We start from the raw sequence: 17833 nt of genomic DNA on the forward strand, positions 1-17833 counted from the left end.
TAAATGCCTCCTAAATGGAATTCATCATTTGGAACATTGGCATAATCATCGCTAAATACATAAGAACGACGATTCCTCCAATACATGTAAATAAAATCGGTTGAATGATAACTAATATACGTTTAATTTTTTGTTCCATCTTTTCTATAATAAGATCGCTATAGTCACCTAATTCAATTGCTAAATTGCCGTTTGCTTGTCCATGTGTAATAACATAAGAAAGTTCTTTCTCGTAATAACCACTTTTAGCAATAATAGACTGTAACGGTTCTCCTGCAATTAATTGTCTTTCAATCCGACTCGCTTCATACTGAAAGAACGGATGATATTTTTGCTCCATCATTATTGTTAAAGCTTCGAACACTGATAGTCCGCCGTTTAATAAACCACTTAATTGAGTGGAAAAATAATGTGAATGCTTTAAAATGAGAAATGTTTTTATGAGGGGCATACGAAGCATGATTTTCACCTGTTGAATAGGTGAGAGTTTCCGAAAATACAACATATATAAACTACATCCAATAATAACGATTAAAATAGCGCTAAAAATAAGGTAAGGTAACAGTTTTATTGCACTTAAAATTTGTTCTGTAAGTAGTGGCGCGGTGGAACCGAACGAACTATAAATCATTTCCACTTGAGGTAATAAGATAAGGTTAAAAATAAAAAGCATAATCATTAAAAAAAACACCAAAAACATAGGATACTGCATGATTTTTATCATATCTTTCCTATACTTATCCTTCTTATACAGTAGTGCACTCCCTTGTTGCAATGCAAAAGAAATATCACCATGTTGCTCGGCATAAAATAAATAACTTAACATCTCCTGGTGAAACATTAATTGATGAAAAGAATCATGTAGACTTTTTCCATCTTTTAATCCCTCAATCATATGCTGCAATTGCACTTTCTTTTCTAAAGATAATTGAAACCGCAAAAATTCTAATGCCTGTAAAAGGGAATATCCTTTTTCTAATAGTTCTCCTAACCTTTTCAACAATACTACTTGCTCACTTAAACGCCATGTTTTCTTAAACATAAACATCTTCTTCTAAAAATCCTAAAGCGTATCCTTTTCGTATCGAAGATTCTAATGTTTCATGCTTATACGTAACGCATTCTCCATTCGCTCCTTTAATTACTTGTTTTAGCTCTGATCCATATAACAACTCATAGATGCTCGCTTGCCTTACTCGCCTCATTGATTTACATAAAGTTGAGCACTTCCCTCTGCAAAACGGACATTTCAATTCAACAAGCCTCTGTGCAGCTACAGCTAATAAAGATTGTTCAATTTCTTGCCTTTTGATGCCATAATCCATAAATCTTAGTATCGCTCCTTTCGCATCATTAGTATGCAGAGTCGTCATTACTAAATGCCCAGTCAAACTTGCTCTTATAGCTATTTTTGCTGTTTCTTCATCACGTATTTCACCGACTAAAATAACATCTGGATCATGACGTAAAACCGCCTTTAATCCCGCCTCATATGTGATAACGGCTTTTTCATTTATTTGAATTTGTAATAAATCGTCATTTCTCTTTTCAACTGGATCTTCTAGCTGAACGATGCGGCGTGTTTTCCTTTTTCTAATTACCTCTAATAAAGCATACATTGTTGTTGTCTTCCCCGAGCCTGTTGGTCCAGTAAATACGAGTAATCCATGCGAATAATGTAAAAAAGAGAGTAGTTTTTTCGCCGCACTTGGAAATAACGAAAGATGTGATAACGGCTGAACAGATGCTTGTAAATGAAGGCGAATAACAAGACTTTCTTGATATACTGTTGGAAGTGTGGAAAGACGTAAATATGCTTCTTGTCCATCAATTTGCAAATACAATGAACCATTTTGCGGCTTCCGCCTCTCGCCTATATCCATAGATGCTAAAAACTTAAAATGTGAAACAAGTTTTTCTCCAAATTCCTTTTCAATGCACTGTCTTGTAATTAAATCTTTTCCTATACGTAGTTGAATCACTACGTCCTTCTGCCGGGGCACAATATGTAAATCCGATGCTTGTACCCTACACGCTTCTTTCAAAATCGTATTCGCAAAATTTTCGATCCCATTCATCATTTTTCCCTCCTCACTATGTATATAACATGAAAAATCACGCAAGAAAAATTGGAACTTTTGTATTTTCAGTAGAGAAAAAAGGGAAAATATGTTTGTGAAATTATGAACAATTTCCGAATTATTGTCTGAAATTACCTATACTCATGTTTATCTGTATTATAATGTTATTATCTTGGATAAAGTGATAAAGGTGGAGATCCTAATGGAACAAGCTTTAAAAATTACAGGTGTATTATCTGACCCGACTCGTTATTACATTTATAAATATATTTCTCAAAAACATAGTTACGTAACTGTACAAGAAATTGCAGATGAGTTTGACATTCATCCGAACGTAGCACGTTTACATCTTTCTAAGTTAGAGGATGTTCATATGCTAAAATCAGAAACAAAGAAAACTGGTAAAGGCGGAAGACCAAGCAGATTATATGTACTATCTGAAGATGTTATCCAACTACAATTTCCGTTTCGCGATTATCAACTATTAGCAAAAATAGCATTCAATTCTCTGCTTAGCCTTGGCGCTGCTGGTGAAAAAGCGTTATATGAAACAGGAAAACAATTTGGGGCAGAATTAATGCAGCAACATATGTATCGCTTAAACGTAAGTGAAGACGCATTGACAGTTGAGCAAAAAGTTCAAATCGCAAAAGAAGCTTTCTCAACAGCTGGCTTATCACCAGCCTTTGAATTAAGTGCAGATGGAACAAAAATTTTCTATGATGTACACAATTGTCCATTTAAAGAAGTTGCTGTTCATCACCCAACTGAAATTTGTAATATGCATGGAGATATGATGAAAGGGATTTTTGAAATCCTATTCCCTAACATGGAATTAACTCGACACGATAGTCTATTAGATGGATGTAAATCTTGTAATTATAAAATGTCCATTTAAATTTCATATAAAAAAGAAGCCATTGAAATTGGCTTCTTTTTTATACGAACGAATATTTACAATAGTAAGAAAAATAAACTATAATGAAGAGAGATTTTACTTTTTCTAGAAAAGGAGGGAGATTGCATGGAGCGCATGTTTCGCGTTCTCGGCTTTTGGACTGGAATTTTCTCGGTTATGTTTTATGTAGGGGATATGCAACAGACTGCACTACTATTTTTAGGACAAACAGGTTTCTTCGTACTTTTAAGCTATTTAAAATTAACAGAGCGTATGTATATATACGTATTCGGGGCATACTTAACTGTTTTCTTCATAGGATTTACATACTACACGACGTTTTTACTTGTCCCTGGAGCTGGACATTAAAAGATGGCAATTTGCCATCTTTTTTTTAATTCCGCAATCTCCTAGTTGACTTATAGGTTTTATTACCTTATATTCTATATAACAGATTGGAATTAGGGGGAATTAACATGAATACACTGCTTGTCGGAATTAACGTTGCAGTCATGCTCATTTTAGTTGGCGTATTATATTATATGCAACGTAAGCATGTATCTTTTAATAAACGTGTATTTACTGCTTTAGGAGTCGGAATTATATTTGGTCTTATCTTACAATTTATTTATGAGCCTACTTCTCAAGTAATTATTGAATCAAATAACTGGTTTGGCTTAATTGGTAACGGTTATGTAAAATTACTTCAAATGATCGTTATGCCACTTATTTTAGTATCTATTATCTCTGCCTTTACAAAATTACAATTAACGAAAAATCTTGGTAAAATCAGTGGTCTTATTATCGGAATTTTAATTCTTACTACAGGAATTGCTGCAGCTGTCGGTATCGCTGCAAGTGCAGGGTTTGATGTATCAGCAACAGGCTTACAACAAGGAGATGCAGAATCTGCTCGTCTGAAATTAGTAGAAGAAAGATTTACTTCTATCGAAAAGACAACAATTCCAGATAAATTATTAGAACTTTTGCCTACAAATCCATTTCTTGATTTAACTGGCGCTCGTCCTACATCAACAATTTCTGTTGTAATCTTTGCAGCGTTTATCGGTATTGCCTTTATAGGAGTAAAACGAAAATATCCAGAACAAGCAGAGCTATTTAAGAAGATGCTTGATGCTGTATATGCAATCGTAATGCGTATGGTAACATTAATTTTGCGCCTTACTCCATACGGCGTATTAGCTCTTATGGCAAAAACAGTTGCTGGTAGCGATATAAATGCTATATTAAAACTTGGTAACTTCGTGTTAGCCTCTTACGTAGCACTTATCGTAATGTTTATTATTCACTTATTATTAATCGCTCTATCTGGTTTAAATCCAATTCAATATTTGAAAAAGGTGTTCCCTGTATTAACATTTGCATTCACATCTCGCTCTAGTGCTGGTACAATGCCATTAAATATTGAAGCTCAAAAAGAAAAACTTGGTATTTCTGAAGGGATTGCAAACTTCGCAGCTTCATTTGGGGTATCTATCGGTCAAAACGGTTGCGCAGGTATTTATCCAGCAATGCTTGCAATGATGGTCGCTCCGACTGTAGGAATTGATCCATTACAACCACAATTTATTTTAACTTTAATCGCTGTCGTTGCTATTAGCTCATTCGGTGTTGCCGGCGTTGGTGGCGGTGCAACATTCGCAGCGTTAATCGTACTATCTACAATGAACTTACCAATCGGTATTGTCGCTCTTGTTATCTCAGTTGAGCCATTGATCGATATGGGTCGTACAGCTCTTAACGTAAGTGGTTCTATGACAGCAGGTCTTATTTCTAGTAAATGGCTTGGTGAATTAGATCAAGATACGTACAATCAAGATGATACAAAAACTGGTGAAATTGCTTCATAATAGAAAAGGACGCTAACAATTTATACTGTTAACGTCCTTTTTTTATTTCTTTCCATCTCCTTACACATAGAAAAAGAGAATACAATAACATATTCTCTTCTCTCAAATATATTTCATTACCTCACAGCCCGTCCCTTTCACAAATAACCATTTTGCTCGCACCATTTATGAAATTGTCCTACGTCTACTCCAACTAATACGATATCCTTCAGCTCGATATCAATACTTTGTTCTCCAATTACAATAGCGAAGTGTGATTTTAATTGTTCTTCGTTTTTCCTTACAATTCCAATTCGGTTCCGATACGGTCCATCTTTTATATATGCTTTTTGTCCTATAATATCAAAGTTCAAGATTCTCACCTCTTTTATTGCGCTCAAATTGGAAATACGAACTCAACTTCGGAAAATTTCCTTTCCTTGCACTATTTCTCTATATATATGACGAAACAATAAAAGAGTCCTTCCTTCTTTACAATTATTTTTTCTTTGTTTCATTTTTATGATTGAAACGTAAAGTTTATAATAAAATACACTTGGAAGCGCTTTCTATGTAGTTTTTTATGTTATAATATATAAGTAGAACTTCGTAAAGAGGGTTAAAAAATGAATACAAAAATTATAAAAAAAGTAATTGAAGCATTAAAAGTATATGGATTTCAAAATGTATCATTCTGTGAAGAAACAAAGCAATTTTTATTTCATAACGAAACGGATATTATGAGCGGCTATGCAGAAATAACATATAGTAGTCAATTCGAGAAATTTAACGTACAAATTCATCCAATTGAAACGCATCACCAAGCAGAGTTACAAGAGGTTGAAAGACATATACAAGCTTGTATAAGAAAAGTGGAATATTTAAACGCACTTCTTACTGGGCAAACAAAACTAGATGATAAAATTATTATTATGTAAAAAAAAGAACGTGATATCCTCACGTTCTTTTTTCATTATACGTTCATCTTTTCCTTCAGTTGTAATCCTGTAACAGATTCTAATGCATCTATTGCTTCTCCAAACGTCATATCAAAAATCATCTTCTCTTCTATGTATGGAAATTGTCTAAAACGCTTTTCTAACATTTTTACAGCATCTGACGTAAAGTTTGCACTATCAATGCCAAATTCTGTTTCAAGAAGCACGATCCAATCTAGTACATGAAAACCTAGTCCATTTACGAATGAAATGAGTTTCTCTTCTGGTTGTGAAGATAAAAATACGTATCGCTCCATCTCACTGAACAGTTCTTCACCTAACACTTCTGCTAATTCATCATCATGTTCGCGTTCAATAATCTCTTCATATCCGTAATCATCAACAAGCTCTTCTACTTCTTCACTATCTGCAAAAAGCAATTGGCTAAGAAGCGCATCTTTCTTAAATTCACTCTTTTGTACGACTTCTAAAAAGCTCGTTTCCCATCCATTTTCTAATTTCATATTATGTAACTCCTTTATATACTTTTCTTATCATCACTGTACCCAAAAGATCACTTTTATAACCTTTTAGGTAATTACTATTGTTCTATATGATTCATAACATAAGATGCAAACTCCGCTGCATCTCCTTCAAAAATATTTACTTCTGGCAAATGATAAAACGTTGTTTGGAGTGGATTGCCCTCATGATAAAGGTATATCTTTTTCTCTAACGCAATCGCCATTCCAAACTCTGTATGGCTCCCATTTCCACCATCCAATATAAGCAAAAAGACATCGGCTTCTTTTATAGCGTTTTTTTCTGCCTGACCAATTTCTCTTAATTGTTCTTGATTAACTGCTCTTTCGTTTCTTGTCCAATCATATGTATGGTTCCATCCTGCATTTTTCAGTTCATTTGCTATAGAGCGTACAAAATGTTTATTTTTGAATCCTGAGGCGATATAAAAATTCATTTATATACACTCCTTAATTATGTATGGGAAACTCCTTTTTAGCGTTTAAAGAACGACTTCAAAAAAAATCCCCATCTTTAGAACTTATTTGCGTTTAAATGATGGGATGCTTCATGGTCTTCTTTTATTTTTTTCTTTTTATAACTTTCATCAGCTAACATTTCTAATTCAGCTGTTATTTCTGACTTTTCAAGCTCTCGTTCTTGCGAAAATTTCCTTGAAATATAAACAATAACACTACCAACGTACAACACAAAGCATATAATAAGTGCAGTATTTTCATAGAGACTTAGCTCCAACACAGTCACTCCTAATCCATTCGTATTTTCACGCTTCATTAATTGGAATTTCCCTATTAACCATTTGTTATTGTAACATAAAAATATCAATTCTTGGAATCTTTCACCCTATTAAAAAAGACATGATTGTTTCATCATGCCTCTGAAATATGTTGAATGATCGTTTTAATTGCTTCTTTTCCATTATATTTTTTTAATGCCGTTTCATACGTCTCATTATTATGAGATAGCTCCTCTATATGCTTTATAAGCGAGTTCACCGTTACATCCTCTTCATATAATACCGATGCATATCCTTTCTTTTCAAAGGATTCAGCATTTAAAATTTGATCTCCACGGCTTGCAAATTTCGATAACGGAATTAAAACCATCGGCTTTTGCAATGTTAAAAATTCAAAAATTGCATTGGAGCCCGCACGCGAAATAACAAAATCTGTTGCCGCTAATATATCCGGTAACTCTCCATGTACATATTCAAATTGTTGATATCCTTCTTTATCTTGTAAACTTTCATCAAGATTACCTTTTCCGCAAAGATGAACAATTTGATATTTTTTAAGAAGTTCTTGTAACGCCTCTCGAACCGTTTCATTAATTTTCTTCGCGCCCAAACTTCCTCCCATGATTGTAATAACTGGCTTTTCACGTGAAAAACCTAAAAACTCTAAACCTTTTTCTCGATTTCCTGTTAGTACTTCTTCACGTACAGGCGATCCCGTATATGTTACTTTTTCTTTTGGTAAATGTTTCGCTGCTTCTTCAAATGTGACAAATATTTTCGAAGCGAAACGGAGCGCAATTTTATTTGCTAGTCCTGGCGTCATATCAGATTCATGTAATAAAACTGGTACTCTATTTAGCCATCCTCCAATTACGACCGGTACAGATACGAAACCACCTTTTGAAAAAATCACATCTGGTTTTAATTTTCGAATCCTTACATACGCATCCATAACGCCTTTCATTACAAGAAAGGGATCTTTTATATTTTTCAAATCAAAATAACGACGTAGCTTCCCGCTCGAAATACTATAATACGGAATGCCTTCCTTTTCTATAATCGTTTTCTCAATTCCTTGATGAGAACCAATGTAAGATATGTCCCAATTTTGTTCTTGTAAATGTGGAATAATGGCTAAATTAGGTGTTACATGTCCTGCTGAACCGCCACCTGTAAAGACTATTTTTTTCATACGCCTCCCCCTTCTAGACTATAATACACTAAAATATCTTGCTTCAGGGTGAGAAAATACCATAGCTGTTACAGATGCTTCCGGCTCCATCATGAATCCCTCTGTTAATGAAATTCCTATTTCCTTTGGATGAATTAGACGGAATAATTTTTCTTGATCCGCAAGTTCCGGACATGCTGGATAACCAAATGACACGCGTATTCCTCTATATTTCGTGCGAAAACGTTCCTCCATCGTCAGTTCAGGTGCGTCTGGAATTCCCCAACGATCACGAATGAGCATATGTGTTTTTTCCGCAAGCCCTTCTGCTAATTCAAGCGCTAACGATTGAATAGCATGACTACGTAAATAATCACCTTTCGCCTTCCACTCTTCAGCAATGTCCCGAACTCCTTCCCCAACTGTAACCGATAAGAAAGCAACATAGTCCATCTCATCTCCAATTGGGCGTAAATAATCTCCTAAAGTACGGTATGGTGCTTTTCCTTGCCTTGGGAATGTGAAGCGCTCTATAACACACGTATGATCTTCTGGATCATATATTACAATGTTTTGTCCGTCGCTTTGCGCTGGGAAAAATTGATACACAGCTTTCGGTTTTAACCAAGATTGTCCTTCCTGCAATAACTCGTCTATTAAATCATTTAATTCGTGCGCTCTTTTATCTCCCTCACGCAAAAGCTTCTTCACATTTCCTTTTAATCCAAGGTGATGTCCAAGTAGCATTTGTCTATTTAAAAACGGGGCAAGATGTGAGACAGGAACATCACGTAATACAATTCGTTTTGTTGAATCTGGCACCATAACTGCTGATTTTGGTAATGGCTCAATTACTGCCGGAATTTCTACTTTCTTCTCTTCTTTTTTTACGATATGAAGATGGCGTTCTTTTTTATCCTGTTTCATCTTCTCACGCTCTTCTTCTTTTTGAAGCTTGTTAATAATATCAAGCCCCGTCATCGCATCACTTGCATAACATACGAGCCCTTTATATGATGGCGAAATACGATTATCTGTAAACTTTCTCGTTAACGCTGCGCCACCTACAACAATTGGAATATCGATATTTGCTGCTTTTAAATCTTCAGCAGTTGTTACCATTTGTTGCGCTGATTTTACTAGCAAACCAGAAAGACCAATAATATCAGGCTTCTTCTCTTGTACTTCTTGAACGATTCGATCCGAACGTACATTGATTCCTAAATTAATAATCTCATATCCGTTATTCGATAAAATAATTTCAACGAGGTTTTTCCCAATATCATGTACATCACCTTTTACAGTTGCTAATAATACTTTCCCTTTTTTCGCACTTTCGCTAGATTCCATATGTGGCTCTAAATAACTTACAGCAGCTTTCATACTTTCAGCACTTTGTAATACTTCAGCAACAATCAATTCATTATTATTAAATAATCGTCCCACCTCATCCATTCCTGTCATAAGTGGACCATTAATAATATCAAGAGGTTTCCTTCCTTCTTCCAGCGCAAGACTTAAATCCTCATGTAACCCTTGTTTTGTCCCTTCTACAATATAATTTGCTAGTCGTTCATCTAGAGTTAACGTTTCTTGCACAACGACATCTTTCTGTTTAGCAACTCGGTAAAAGTTTGTAAATTCTTCTAACGTCTCTTTCGTCGTTTCAAACAGTAACGCATCTGCAAGACGTTTTTCTTCTTCTGGAATTGACGCATAGCGTTCTAATTTTTCCGTATTCACAATTGCGTAATCTAATCCTGCTTTCGTTGCATGGTATAAAAAGACAGAATTTAATACTTCACGGCCAGCTGGTGGTAAACCAAATGATATATTACTTACACCTAAAATCGTTAAACATTCTGGTAACGCTTCTTTAATAAGGCGTATACCTTCAATAGTCGCTGCTGCTGAACCGATATATTCCTCATCACCTGTCCCTACAGGAAATACGAGCGCATCAAAAATAATATCAGATGGGCGTATACCATACTTCTTTGTTAGTAACTCATAGCTTCTTTTCGCAATTTCTATCTTTCGTTCTGCACTAACGGCCATACCATCTTCATCAATTGTTCCTACAACTATAGCGGCACCGTATTTCTGAAGAAGCGGCGTCACTTTTTTAAATCGTTCTTCTCCATCTTCTAAATTAATTGAATTGATAACAGCTTTTCCTTGAATATAAGTAAGGGCTCTCTCCATCACATTTTCATCTGTTGAATCAATCATAATCGGTACTTTTAACACTTTCGTAACTTCTGCCAAGAAATTTTCCATATCTTCAATTTCATCACGATCAGGGTCCGCCATACAAATATCAATAATGTGAGCATTTTTCTTCACTTGTGCTCTTGCCACTTCAGCAGCCTCTTCAAATTTCCCTTCTGCTACTAATCGTTTAAATTTACGTGAACCAATAACATTCGTTCTTTCGCCTACAAATAACGGTCTCATAGAATCATCATATTGCAATGCCTCTAATCCACTAATTCCATGTCCATCTCGTTCTTTGTGCTCACGAGGATTAAGCGATGCTAATGCTTCTTTCATCGCTCTTATATGTTCTGGCGTTGTACCACAACAACCACCGATAATATTAACCCATCCTTCCTCAGCAAAGCGCTTCACTTTTTCAGCGAGAGAAGATGGAGATTCATGATAATGTCCATCTTCATCGGGAAGACCTGCATTTGGATAACAAGAAATGTAACACTCCGATAAATCAGATAGTGAACGAATATGGTCTCTCATAAACTCCGGACCAGTCGCACAGTTTAATCCAACAGATAACGGCTTCATATGCTCTACCGATAAATAAAAAGCTTCAATTGTTTGCCCTGCTAGAGTCGTTCCCATCGGTTCAATCGTTCCAGAAATCATAATAGGAACCGTTTTTTTGAGTTCTTCAAAAGCCGCTTGAATTCCAATATAAGCAGCTTTCACGTTGCGCATATCTTGACTCGTCTCAACGAGTAATACATCAACTTCTCCTCTTAATAATCCTCTCGCCTGCCTTGTATAAGCTTCAATTAGTTCTTCAAATGTAACGCCTCCTGTAACACTGATTGCTTTCGTTGTCGGCCCCATTGCACCTGCAACATATACTTCCTTCCCGCTTTCTGTAACAGCTTGCTTCGCCAAAAGTGCTGCCTTTTCATTTAGTTCTTCATCTAAATGAGACAACTCATAATCACTTAATACAATATTCGTCGCACCAAATGTATTTGTTTCAATAATGTCAGCTCCGGCCTCAATATAAGCTTTATGAATCTTTAAAATTACATCTGGCCTTGTTTCTACTAAATATTCATTACAGCCCTCGTACTCTTCTCCCCCAAAATCTTCCGCAGTTAAGTCTTCTTGTTGGATCATTGTCCCCATTGCACCGTCTAATATTAAAATGTTATTTTGCAATCTCTCTTCTATACACTTCATCAATTAATACCTTCTTTCACTTCTTGCTTTTCTCTTACATATTTAACGAGATGCTCTGTAATTTCATATTTTAAAAATGGTGTGATTAGGTATATACCATTAAAGTATTTTAGTGCCGTATCAATTAATTCTTCTGAAATACGAATCCCTTCCTCAATAGCTACTTCTTTGGTTTCATGTCCATCCATTCTCTCTCTTATTTCTTCAGGAAGAGTAATTCCTGGTACCTCAAAATGAAGGAAATCTGCATTTCGCTTACTTACTAATGGCATAATCCCAATAAAAATAGGTTGTTCCAAATGCTTTGTCGCTTCATATACTTCTTTAATTAAAGCAACATCATAAATCGGCTGTGTTAAAAAGTATTCTGCTCCGGCATCTATTTTTCGTTCCATTCGTTTTACTGCTGCTTTTAAATGTCTTACATGCGGATTAAACGCACCTCCAACTGAGAATCTTGTTGCCGGACCAATTGATTTCCCTAAAATAGAACGACTGTCGTTCATCGCTTTAATCATTTTAATGAGCTCGATAGATGACAAATCATATACAGAAGTTGCACCTGGAAAATCACCAACACGCGCTGGATCACCAGTTAAAGCTAACACTTCTTCCATACCTAATGCTGATAATCCCAGCAAATGAGACTGCAGTCCAATGACGTTATGATCTCTACACGTTAAATGCGTCAATACTGGAATATCGTGCTTCGTTAATAACGCACCCATAGCCATATTCGACACGCGAGGAGATGCTAATGAATTATCTGCTAGAGTAATAGCGTCTGCCCCAGCTCTTTTCAACGCTCTTGCTCCCTCAAAAAACCGCTGTGTGTCTAGCGTTTTCGGTGGATCTAATTCCACTACAACCGTCGTTTGTTTCTTTGCCTTCTCTGCAAGAGTGACATGTGCTTTTGAACGTTTCTCGTGTGTATGAACTACTTTTGGTCTTTGAATCGTCTCCTTTTCTATTACAGGTGTAATATTCGCAATAGCACGCTTCATACTTGCAATATGTTCCGGTGTAGTGCCACAACAACCACCCAATAACCGAATACCTTGCTCAATAAATTTTGGTGTCATCGCTTCGAAATATGCTGGACTTCCCTCATATACGTAACGTCCCTCCACATAATTTGGGAGACCTGCATTCGGATATGCTGACAAGTAGCCATTTTGAGGAATCGATATCATTTTAAATGCTTCCGTCATATGAAGAGGCCCTAGTTGACAGTTCAATCCAACAACATTTGCACCGCAATCTAAAAGCTGTTTTAATATTTCATTTACATCATTTCCATTTTGAGTCGTACCTGCCTCATGTAGCGCTAATTGGGCTACAATCGGAATGTTTGTTTGTTTTCGTAACACCTTAACAGCATGAAGTAATTCAAATTCATCATAAAAAGTCTCTAATAGTAATCCATCAACTTGTTCGTCTAGTAAAGCACCTGCCTGCTCAAGTAGCATAAATTCTCGTTCTATATCAGTCGTTGTAACAGCTCCGATATGTTTCATGCCACCAATTGTTCCTAAGATTGCATTTTTTTCTGTCACAGATGCTTTCGCCAGTTTTACCGCCGCTCTATTAATTTCGATAACTTGATTTTCTAAACCATACATACGTAATTTCGCTTCATTTGCTCCATACGTATTCGTTTGAATCACATCTGCTCCAGCAGCTACATATTGTTTATGAATCGATATAATTAAATCCGGATCAGATATATTCAATTCTTCGAAACTACTTTGCAAACCATGCGAATGTAATAATGTTCCAACCGCACCGTCACCTATTACAATTCCTTTTGATAATAAATCTAGTAATTTCACGAATCTCCCTCATTTCTATCAATATAAAAACCCCCTCTTCACCTTGAAGAGGGGGACATAATTGTTCCGCCTCTTATTATGCAAAACATTCGTTTTGCAGGTATTAGCACCGTTTCAAACATTTCGTTTAAAGGTTGCCGGGTTTCACAGGGCCTTTCCCTCCACCGCTCTCAATAAGAGTTTGTCTATATATTTTATTTATGTAGTTAAAAGGAAATGCGTTCCCCTTTTAACAATGTTTGTTAATTTTTTAATAAATTTAGCATGCACAAAAATAAAAGTCAATGATAGTTGTTGAAAAATAAAAATTATTTAAAATAAAGTTGCAATTCAATTATCTTTTGTTGTAAAGTTAAAAACATAATAAAATTTCATACGAACATTCTTATCTAGAGAGGTAGAGGGACTGGCCCTATGACGCCTCAGCAACCATTAACATTCATTCGTTAATAAGGTGCTAATTCCAGCAAATTGTGAAAGATTTGACAGATGAGAAGAAGACTCTATTCAAACCGAAAGCCTTCTTCTTAGAAGGCTTTTTTTATTTTATCTCGATTGGTGAGGGCTAATAGTCAGTAGGTGCTGCCCCCCACTGATTAAAGTTTCACTTTATATTCACTTCATTGTTCAATTTAAAAAGGAGGAATTTTCACATGTCAACTATCGAAACAAAACTAGCACAAATAGGGAACCGTAGCGAAACTACAACAGGAACTGTTAATCCACCTGTTTATTTCTCAACAGCTTATCGTCACGAAGGACTTGGTAAATCTACTGGCTTTGACTATTCACGAACTGGTAATCCAACTCGCGGTATTTTAGAGCAGGCAATCGCAGAATTAGAGCATGGTGAACAAGGTTATGCCTGTAGCTCAGGAATGGCAGCTGTTCTCCTCGTCCTTTCTTTATTCCGATCTGGAGACGAACTTATTGTATCTGAAGATTTATACGGAGGAACGTATCGCTTATTTTCCGAACATGAAAAAAAGTGGAATATTCGATGTAGATACGTAAATACACAATCTATTAAACAAATTGAGCACGCTATCACACCTCAAACGAAAGCCATTTTCATAGAAACTCCGACTAATCCATTAATGCAAATTACTGATATTGCCAATGTCGCAACTGTAGCCAAAAGACACGGACTACTTCTTATTGTAGATAATACGTTCTATACACCTTATATACAGCAACCATTAACAGAAGGTGCCGATATCGTTCTTCATAGTGCAACAAAATATTTAGGTGGACATAACGATGTACTAAGCGGACTTGTCGTTGCAAAAGGGAAAGCACTTTGTGAAGAAATCGCTCATTATCATAATGCTTCAGGGGCTGTCTTAAGTCCATTTGACTCATGGCTATTAATTCGTGGTATGAAAACTTTAGCTCTTCGCATGAGACAACATGAAGAAAATGCGAAAGCAGTTGTTGCTTATTTAAATGATGAAGACGGTGTGACAGATGTATTTTATCCAGGAAGAGGCGGTATGATTTCATTTCGTCTTAAAGATGAAACATGGATTAATCCATTCTTACAATCTTTATCCCTAATTACATTTGCTGAAAGTCTTGGTGGTGTAGAGAGTTTAATGACTTATCCGGCAACACAAACACATGCTGATATTCCTGAAGAAATCAGAACGGCAAACGGTGTATGCAATCGCCTTCTTCGATTTTCCGTTGGCATTGAAAATAGTAACGATTTAATTCAAGACTTAAAACAAGCCATTAAACTTGTAAAAGAAGGTGTACAAATATGAGTTATTCTATAGATACACTTTTACTACACAACCAATATAAACATGACTCGCAAACAGGGGCTGTTAACGTTCCCATTTATAACACATCTACATTTCACCAATTTGATGTAGATACGTTCGGAAAATACGACTACAGCCGATCTGGTAATCCAACTCGTGAAGCTCTTGAGGATATTATCGCTTTATTAGAGGGCGGAACAAAGGGATTCGCATTTGCATCAGGTATTGCAGCGATTTCTACTGCATTTCTCCTACTTTCACAAGGTGATCACGTACTCATTTCAGAAGACGTATATGGAGGAACTTATCGAATGATAACTGAAGTTCTCTCTCGCTACGGTGTTTCACATACATTTGTTGATATGACTAATTTAGAAGCAATAAAGCAAAACATTAAACCGAATACGAAGCTCTTTTATGTAGAAACACCATCTAATCCACTTTTAAAAGTAACAGATATTCGAGAGGTTTCTAAACTCGCAAAATCTATTGGTGCTCTTACTTTTGTTGATAACACATTTTTGACACCGCTATTCCAGAAGCCACTTGATCTCGGCGCCGATGTCGTTCTTCATAGTGCCACAAAATTCATTGCTGGTCATAGTGATGTTACTGCCGGATTAGCGGTCGTAACAGATGCCGAACTCGCTCAAAAACTTGGATTTTTACAAAATGCATTTGGCGCTATTTTAGGACCTCAAGATTGCTCTCTCGTGCTTCGCGGTCTAAAAACATTGCATGTACGTCTTGAACATTCAGCTACAAATGCCAATAAAATTGCACATTATTTACAAGAGCACGCTAAAGTTAAAAATGTCTATTATCCGGGATTACAAACACATCTCGGCTTTCATATTCAACAGTCCCAAGCCACATCAGCCGGTGCTGTCCTATCTTTCACTTTGCAGTCAGAAGATGCTCTCCGCCAATTTTTATCCAAAGTTAAATTACCTGTTTTTGCAGTTAGTTTAGGCGCTGTCGAATCTATTCTTTCCTATCCAGCTAAAATGTCACATGCGGCACTGTCTCAAGAAGCTCGTGATGAAAGAGGGATTTCTAATTCATTACTCCGGTTATCAGTCGGTCTTGAAAATGTTAACGATTTAATATCTGATTTTGAAAATGCCCTTTCTTACGTAGAAGAACCTGTAAATGCATAGGACGAACAGAAGATATGAAATTAAGTTTTCATATCTTCTTTTTATGCTGTCTAGCATATTCATTTTAATGTTTTTTCTTTTTGTATAGTTCATTAAAAAATAAAAGCACATCATCTATTTCCAAGTAATGGATTAATTGATATATTAAGAAATAAAAAGGGGTAAAAATAATGGATACTTGTGCAGATATTTTAATCGTTATCGATTTACAAAATGGGGTATGTTATAGCGGCGAGCATTTATTTGAATTACAAAACTTGCTTACAAAAGTAAATAAAAGAATTTCTTCATACAGAAAATCAAATAAACCAATCATTTTTGTTCAACATTGTGATGATGATTTAGTACCCGAAAAAGAACTTTGGGCTATTCATACCGATCTAGATGTTCAAGAACAAGATTTTTTTGTAAGAAAAACACATGCAAATTCATTTTATAAAACAAACTTGAAAGAGATTTTAGATCAATTGTCTGTACATCGTATTGAATTTTGTGGTGCCCAAACAGAATACTGCATGGATGCTACTATTAAATTTGCCCACGGACTAGGATACGAAAACTTCATGGGGCAGAAAACAACCTCTACGTTAAACAATCCATTTATGTCCGCAAAAGAGACAATTGATTTTTATGAGAATATATGGAACCACAGATTTTTAAAGTTGATAAAAGATGGGCTCTAGAATAAATAACTCATGACTGGACCATTCTAAGATTTAGCAGCTACACTCAAGTGTCTCATTATCATCATAAAGAAGCTGATTACATTGGGCTTCTTTTAACCTGTTTTATATTCTATATATATCATTACAATTCCTTTGTCATATTATTTTAAAAATTTTGTATATTCATTTGAAAGAATAAGAAAATCATGATAAAATTGTGTTACAAATATATCTATATCTTTCAATTTTTAAAACGCATCAAAATTTTCACCCAAAAGTGTCATTTTACAAAACCGTACAAATTTATCTATTTTATTTACATCAGGGTCTCTTTTCTTACAATCTCTTTACTTTAGGACTTTTTTTCTGCAACAACTGTTTTCTTTTCTTTAATTTTTTGGTATGTATAGTATGGTATAACAGCTCACACGGAGGTGGAAAAGAACATGTTAGAAACCTTTCAAAAAGAAATAGAACTATATGAAAGCAATGCAGAATTATTGAAAGTGCTTGCTCATCCTGTTCGTTTATGTATTGTAAAAGGATTAATTGAACGTGGCCCAAGCAACGTTTCTACAATGTACACAGGCTTAAACATGCCACAATCTACAATTTCACAGCATTTAGCAAAGTTAAAAAGTGCTAAAATCGTTTCTAGTGAAAGAAAAGGATTAGAAATTTACTACAAAGTAGAAAATGAAACAATTATTCAACTCGTTCGCGTATTATTAGGTTAGGGACTAATAGACAGAGAA

At 35.5% G+C, this 17833-nt stretch carries 17 protein-coding genes and 2 riboswitches; of the genes, 8 read left to right on the forward strand and 9 right to left on the reverse strand.

Features of this window, described 5'->3' with window-relative positions:
• Positions 1 to 10 precede the first annotated feature (10 nt).
• Together comGB and comGA are read right to left on the reverse strand one after the other, a co-directional pair.
• Positions 11 to 1042 carry a competence type IV pilus assembly protein ComGB gene (gene comGB, locus MR065_RS01570; protein WP_242212254.1) on the reverse strand — a complete coding sequence of 344 codons (1032 nt, stop codon included), beginning with the start codon at positions 1040 to 1042 and terminating at the stop codon, positions 11 to 13.
• Complete coding sequence (gene comGA, locus MR065_RS01575) at positions 1035 to 2078, reverse strand: competence type IV pilus ATPase ComGA (RefSeq protein ID WP_242212255.1); 1044 nt, start codon at positions 2076 to 2078, stop codon at positions 1035 to 1037. Before comGA ends, comGB begins: the two co-directional genes overlap by 8 nt.
• 205 nt (positions 2079 to 2283) lie before the next feature.
• Here comGA and MR065_RS01580 point away from each other — a divergent pair, with 205 nt between their 5' ends.
• From MR065_RS01580 to MR065_RS01590, 3 genes are all read left to right on the forward strand, one after another.
• Positions 2284 to 2979, forward strand: coding sequence for a helix-turn-helix transcriptional regulator (locus MR065_RS01580; protein ID WP_098990585.1), 696 nt, complete (start codon positions 2284 to 2286; stop codon positions 2977 to 2979).
• A 126-nt stretch (positions 2980 to 3105) separates the two neighbouring features.
• Positions 3106 to 3348 carry a DUF2626 domain-containing protein gene (locus tag MR065_RS01585; protein ID WP_000440721.1) on the forward strand — a complete coding sequence of 81 codons (243 nt, stop codon included), beginning with the start codon at positions 3106 to 3108 and terminating at the stop codon, positions 3346 to 3348.
• A gap of 107 nt (positions 3349 to 3455) precedes the next feature.
• On the forward strand, positions 3456 to 4850 hold the full coding sequence (locus MR065_RS01590) for an L-cystine transporter (RefSeq protein ID WP_097902673.1): 1395 nt from the start codon (positions 3456 to 3458) through the stop codon (positions 4848 to 4850).
• A 137-nt stretch (positions 4851 to 4987) separates the two neighbouring features.
• On the opposite strand, the gene MR065_RS01595 is transcribed toward MR065_RS01590, so the two are convergent.
• Positions 4988 to 5203 (reverse strand): DUF3912 family protein, encoded by a 216-nt coding sequence (locus MR065_RS01595; RefSeq protein ID WP_242212256.1) that lies wholly within the window; start codon positions 5201 to 5203, stop codon positions 4988 to 4990.
• A 252-nt stretch (positions 5204 to 5455) separates the two neighbouring features.
• Here MR065_RS01595 and MR065_RS01600 point away from each other — a divergent pair, with 252 nt between their 5' ends.
• Positions 5456 to 5767, forward strand: coding sequence for a hypothetical protein (locus tag MR065_RS01600; protein ID WP_098268101.1), 312 nt, complete (start codon positions 5456 to 5458; stop codon positions 5765 to 5767).
• A gap of 35 nt (positions 5768 to 5802) precedes the next feature.
• Here MR065_RS01600 and MR065_RS01605 read toward each other — a convergent pair whose 3' ends face one another.
• The 6 genes from MR065_RS01605 to MR065_RS01630 form a co-directional block, all read right to left on the reverse strand.
• Positions 5803 to 6291: a hypothetical protein gene (locus MR065_RS01605; RefSeq protein WP_242212257.1), complete on the reverse strand. Its 489-nt coding sequence runs from the start codon at positions 6289 to 6291 to the stop codon at positions 5803 to 5805.
• A gap of 77 nt (positions 6292 to 6368) precedes the next feature.
• The gene (locus MR065_RS01610; protein ID WP_242212258.1) at positions 6369 to 6746 is read right to left on the reverse strand and encodes a nucleoside 2-deoxyribosyltransferase; all 378 of its coding nucleotides are present in this window, start codon (positions 6744 to 6746) and stop codon (positions 6369 to 6371) included.
• A 77-nt stretch (positions 6747 to 6823) separates the two neighbouring features.
• Complete coding sequence (locus MR065_RS01615; protein ID WP_097906141.1) at positions 6824 to 7084, reverse strand: DUF3966 domain-containing protein; 261 nt, start codon at positions 7082 to 7084, stop codon at positions 6824 to 6826.
• 95 nt (positions 7085 to 7179) lie between these two features.
• Positions 7180 to 8238 (reverse strand): undecaprenyldiphospho-muramoylpentapeptide beta-N-acetylglucosaminyltransferase, encoded by a 1059-nt coding sequence (locus MR065_RS01620; RefSeq protein ID WP_242212259.1) that lies wholly within the window; start codon positions 8236 to 8238, stop codon positions 7180 to 7182.
• A gap of 18 nt (positions 8239 to 8256) precedes the next feature.
• Positions 8257 to 11655, reverse strand: coding sequence for a methionine synthase (gene metH, locus MR065_RS01625; RefSeq protein WP_242212260.1), 3399 nt, complete (start codon positions 11653 to 11655; stop codon positions 8257 to 8259).
• Entirely contained in the window at positions 11655 to 13487 is a 1833-nt protein-coding gene (locus tag MR065_RS01630) for a bifunctional homocysteine S-methyltransferase/methylenetetrahydrofolate reductase (RefSeq protein WP_242212261.1), read from the reverse strand. The genes metH and MR065_RS01630 overlap by 1 nt, the downstream gene beginning before the upstream one ends.
• A gap of 70 nt (positions 13488 to 13557) precedes the next feature.
• Positions 13558 to 13667: riboswitch (SAM riboswitch) on the reverse strand.
• Between the two features lie 202 nt (positions 13668 to 13869).
• Positions 13870 to 13983: riboswitch (SAM riboswitch) on the forward strand.
• Positions 13984 to 14140: 157 nt separating this feature from the next.
• On the opposite strand from MR065_RS01630, the gene metI reads away from it, so the two are divergent.
• The 4 genes from metI to MR065_RS01650 all read left to right on the forward strand — a co-directional run bounded on the left by metI (position 14141) and on the right by MR065_RS01650 (position 17815).
• A complete protein-coding gene (gene metI, locus MR065_RS01635) occupies positions 14141 to 15253 on the forward strand; it encodes a cystathionine gamma-synthase/O-acetylhomoserine thiolyase (protein ID WP_242212262.1) in 1113 nt (370 codons plus the stop codon).
• Positions 15250 to 16413, forward strand: a complete 1164-nt coding sequence (gene metC / locus MR065_RS01640) for a cystathionine beta-lyase (RefSeq protein WP_242212263.1) — start codon at positions 15250 to 15252, stop codon at positions 16411 to 16413. Before metI ends, metC begins: the two co-directional genes overlap by 4 nt.
• A gap of 170 nt (positions 16414 to 16583) precedes the next feature.
• Entirely contained in the window at positions 16584 to 17096 is a 513-nt protein-coding gene (locus MR065_RS01645) for a cysteine hydrolase family protein (protein WP_242212264.1), read from the forward strand.
• Between the two features lie 428 nt (positions 17097 to 17524).
• Positions 17525 to 17815 (forward strand): ArsR/SmtB family transcription factor, encoded by a 291-nt coding sequence (locus MR065_RS01650; RefSeq protein ID WP_000894375.1) that lies wholly within the window; start codon positions 17525 to 17527, stop codon positions 17813 to 17815.
• The last annotated feature ends 18 nt before the right edge of the window (positions 17816 to 17833 follow it).

This window comes from Bacillus cereus group sp. BfR-BA-01383 (genome assembly GCF_022663495.1).
Classification (GTDB): Bacteria; Bacillota; Bacilli; order Bacillales; family Bacillaceae_G; genus Bacillus_A; species Bacillus_A cereus_AU.

Bases quoted from the DNA above. Each gene is read 5' to 3' on its own strand.
- metI (WP_242212262.1), top strand. From the start codon at position 14,141: ATGTCAACTATCGAAACAAAACTAGCACAAATAGGGAACCGTAGCGAA.
- MR065_RS01645 (WP_242212264.1), top strand. From the start codon at position 16,584: ATGGATACTTGTGCAGATATTTTAATCGTTATCGATTTACAAAATGGG.
- MR065_RS01585 (WP_000440721.1), top strand. From the start codon at position 3,106: ATGGAGCGCATGTTTCGCGTTCTCGGCTTTTGGACTGGAATTTTCTCG.
- MR065_RS01610 (WP_242212258.1), bottom strand. From the start codon at position 6,746: ATGAATTTTTATATCGCCTCAGGATTCAAAAATAAACATTTTGTACGC.
- MR065_RS01600 (WP_098268101.1), top strand. From the start codon at position 5,456: ATGAATACAAAAATTATAAAAAAAGTAATTGAAGCATTAAAAGTATAT.
- MR065_RS01605 (WP_242212257.1), bottom strand. From the start codon at position 6,291: ATGAAATTAGAAAATGGATGGGAAACGAGCTTTTTAGAAGTCGTACAA.
- MR065_RS01620 (WP_242212259.1), bottom strand. From the start codon at position 8,238: ATGAAAAAAATAGTCTTTACAGGTGGCGGTTCAGCAGGACATGTAACA.
- MR065_RS01650 (WP_000894375.1), top strand. From the start codon at position 17,525: ATGTTAGAAACCTTTCAAAAAGAAATAGAACTATATGAAAGCAATGCA.
- MR065_RS01580 (WP_098990585.1), top strand. From the start codon at position 2,284: ATGGAACAAGCTTTAAAAATTACAGGTGTATTATCTGACCCGACTCGT.
- comGB (WP_242212254.1), bottom strand. From the start codon at position 1,042: ATGTTTAAGAAAACATGGCGTTTAAGTGAGCAAGTAGTATTGTTGAAA.
- MR065_RS01615 (WP_097906141.1), bottom strand. From the start codon at position 7,084: ATGAAGCGTGAAAATACGAATGGATTAGGAGTGACTGTGTTGGAGCTA.
- metH (WP_242212260.1), bottom strand. From the start codon at position 11,655: ATGAAGTGTATAGAAGAGAGATTGCAAAATAACATTTTAATATTAGAC.
- metC (WP_242212263.1), top strand. From the start codon at position 15,250: ATGAGTTATTCTATAGATACACTTTTACTACACAACCAATATAAACAT.
- MR065_RS01590 (WP_097902673.1), top strand. From the start codon at position 3,456: ATGAATACACTGCTTGTCGGAATTAACGTTGCAGTCATGCTCATTTTA.
- comGA (WP_242212255.1), bottom strand. From the start codon at position 2,078: ATGAATGGGATCGAAAATTTTGCGAATACGATTTTGAAAGAAGCGTGT.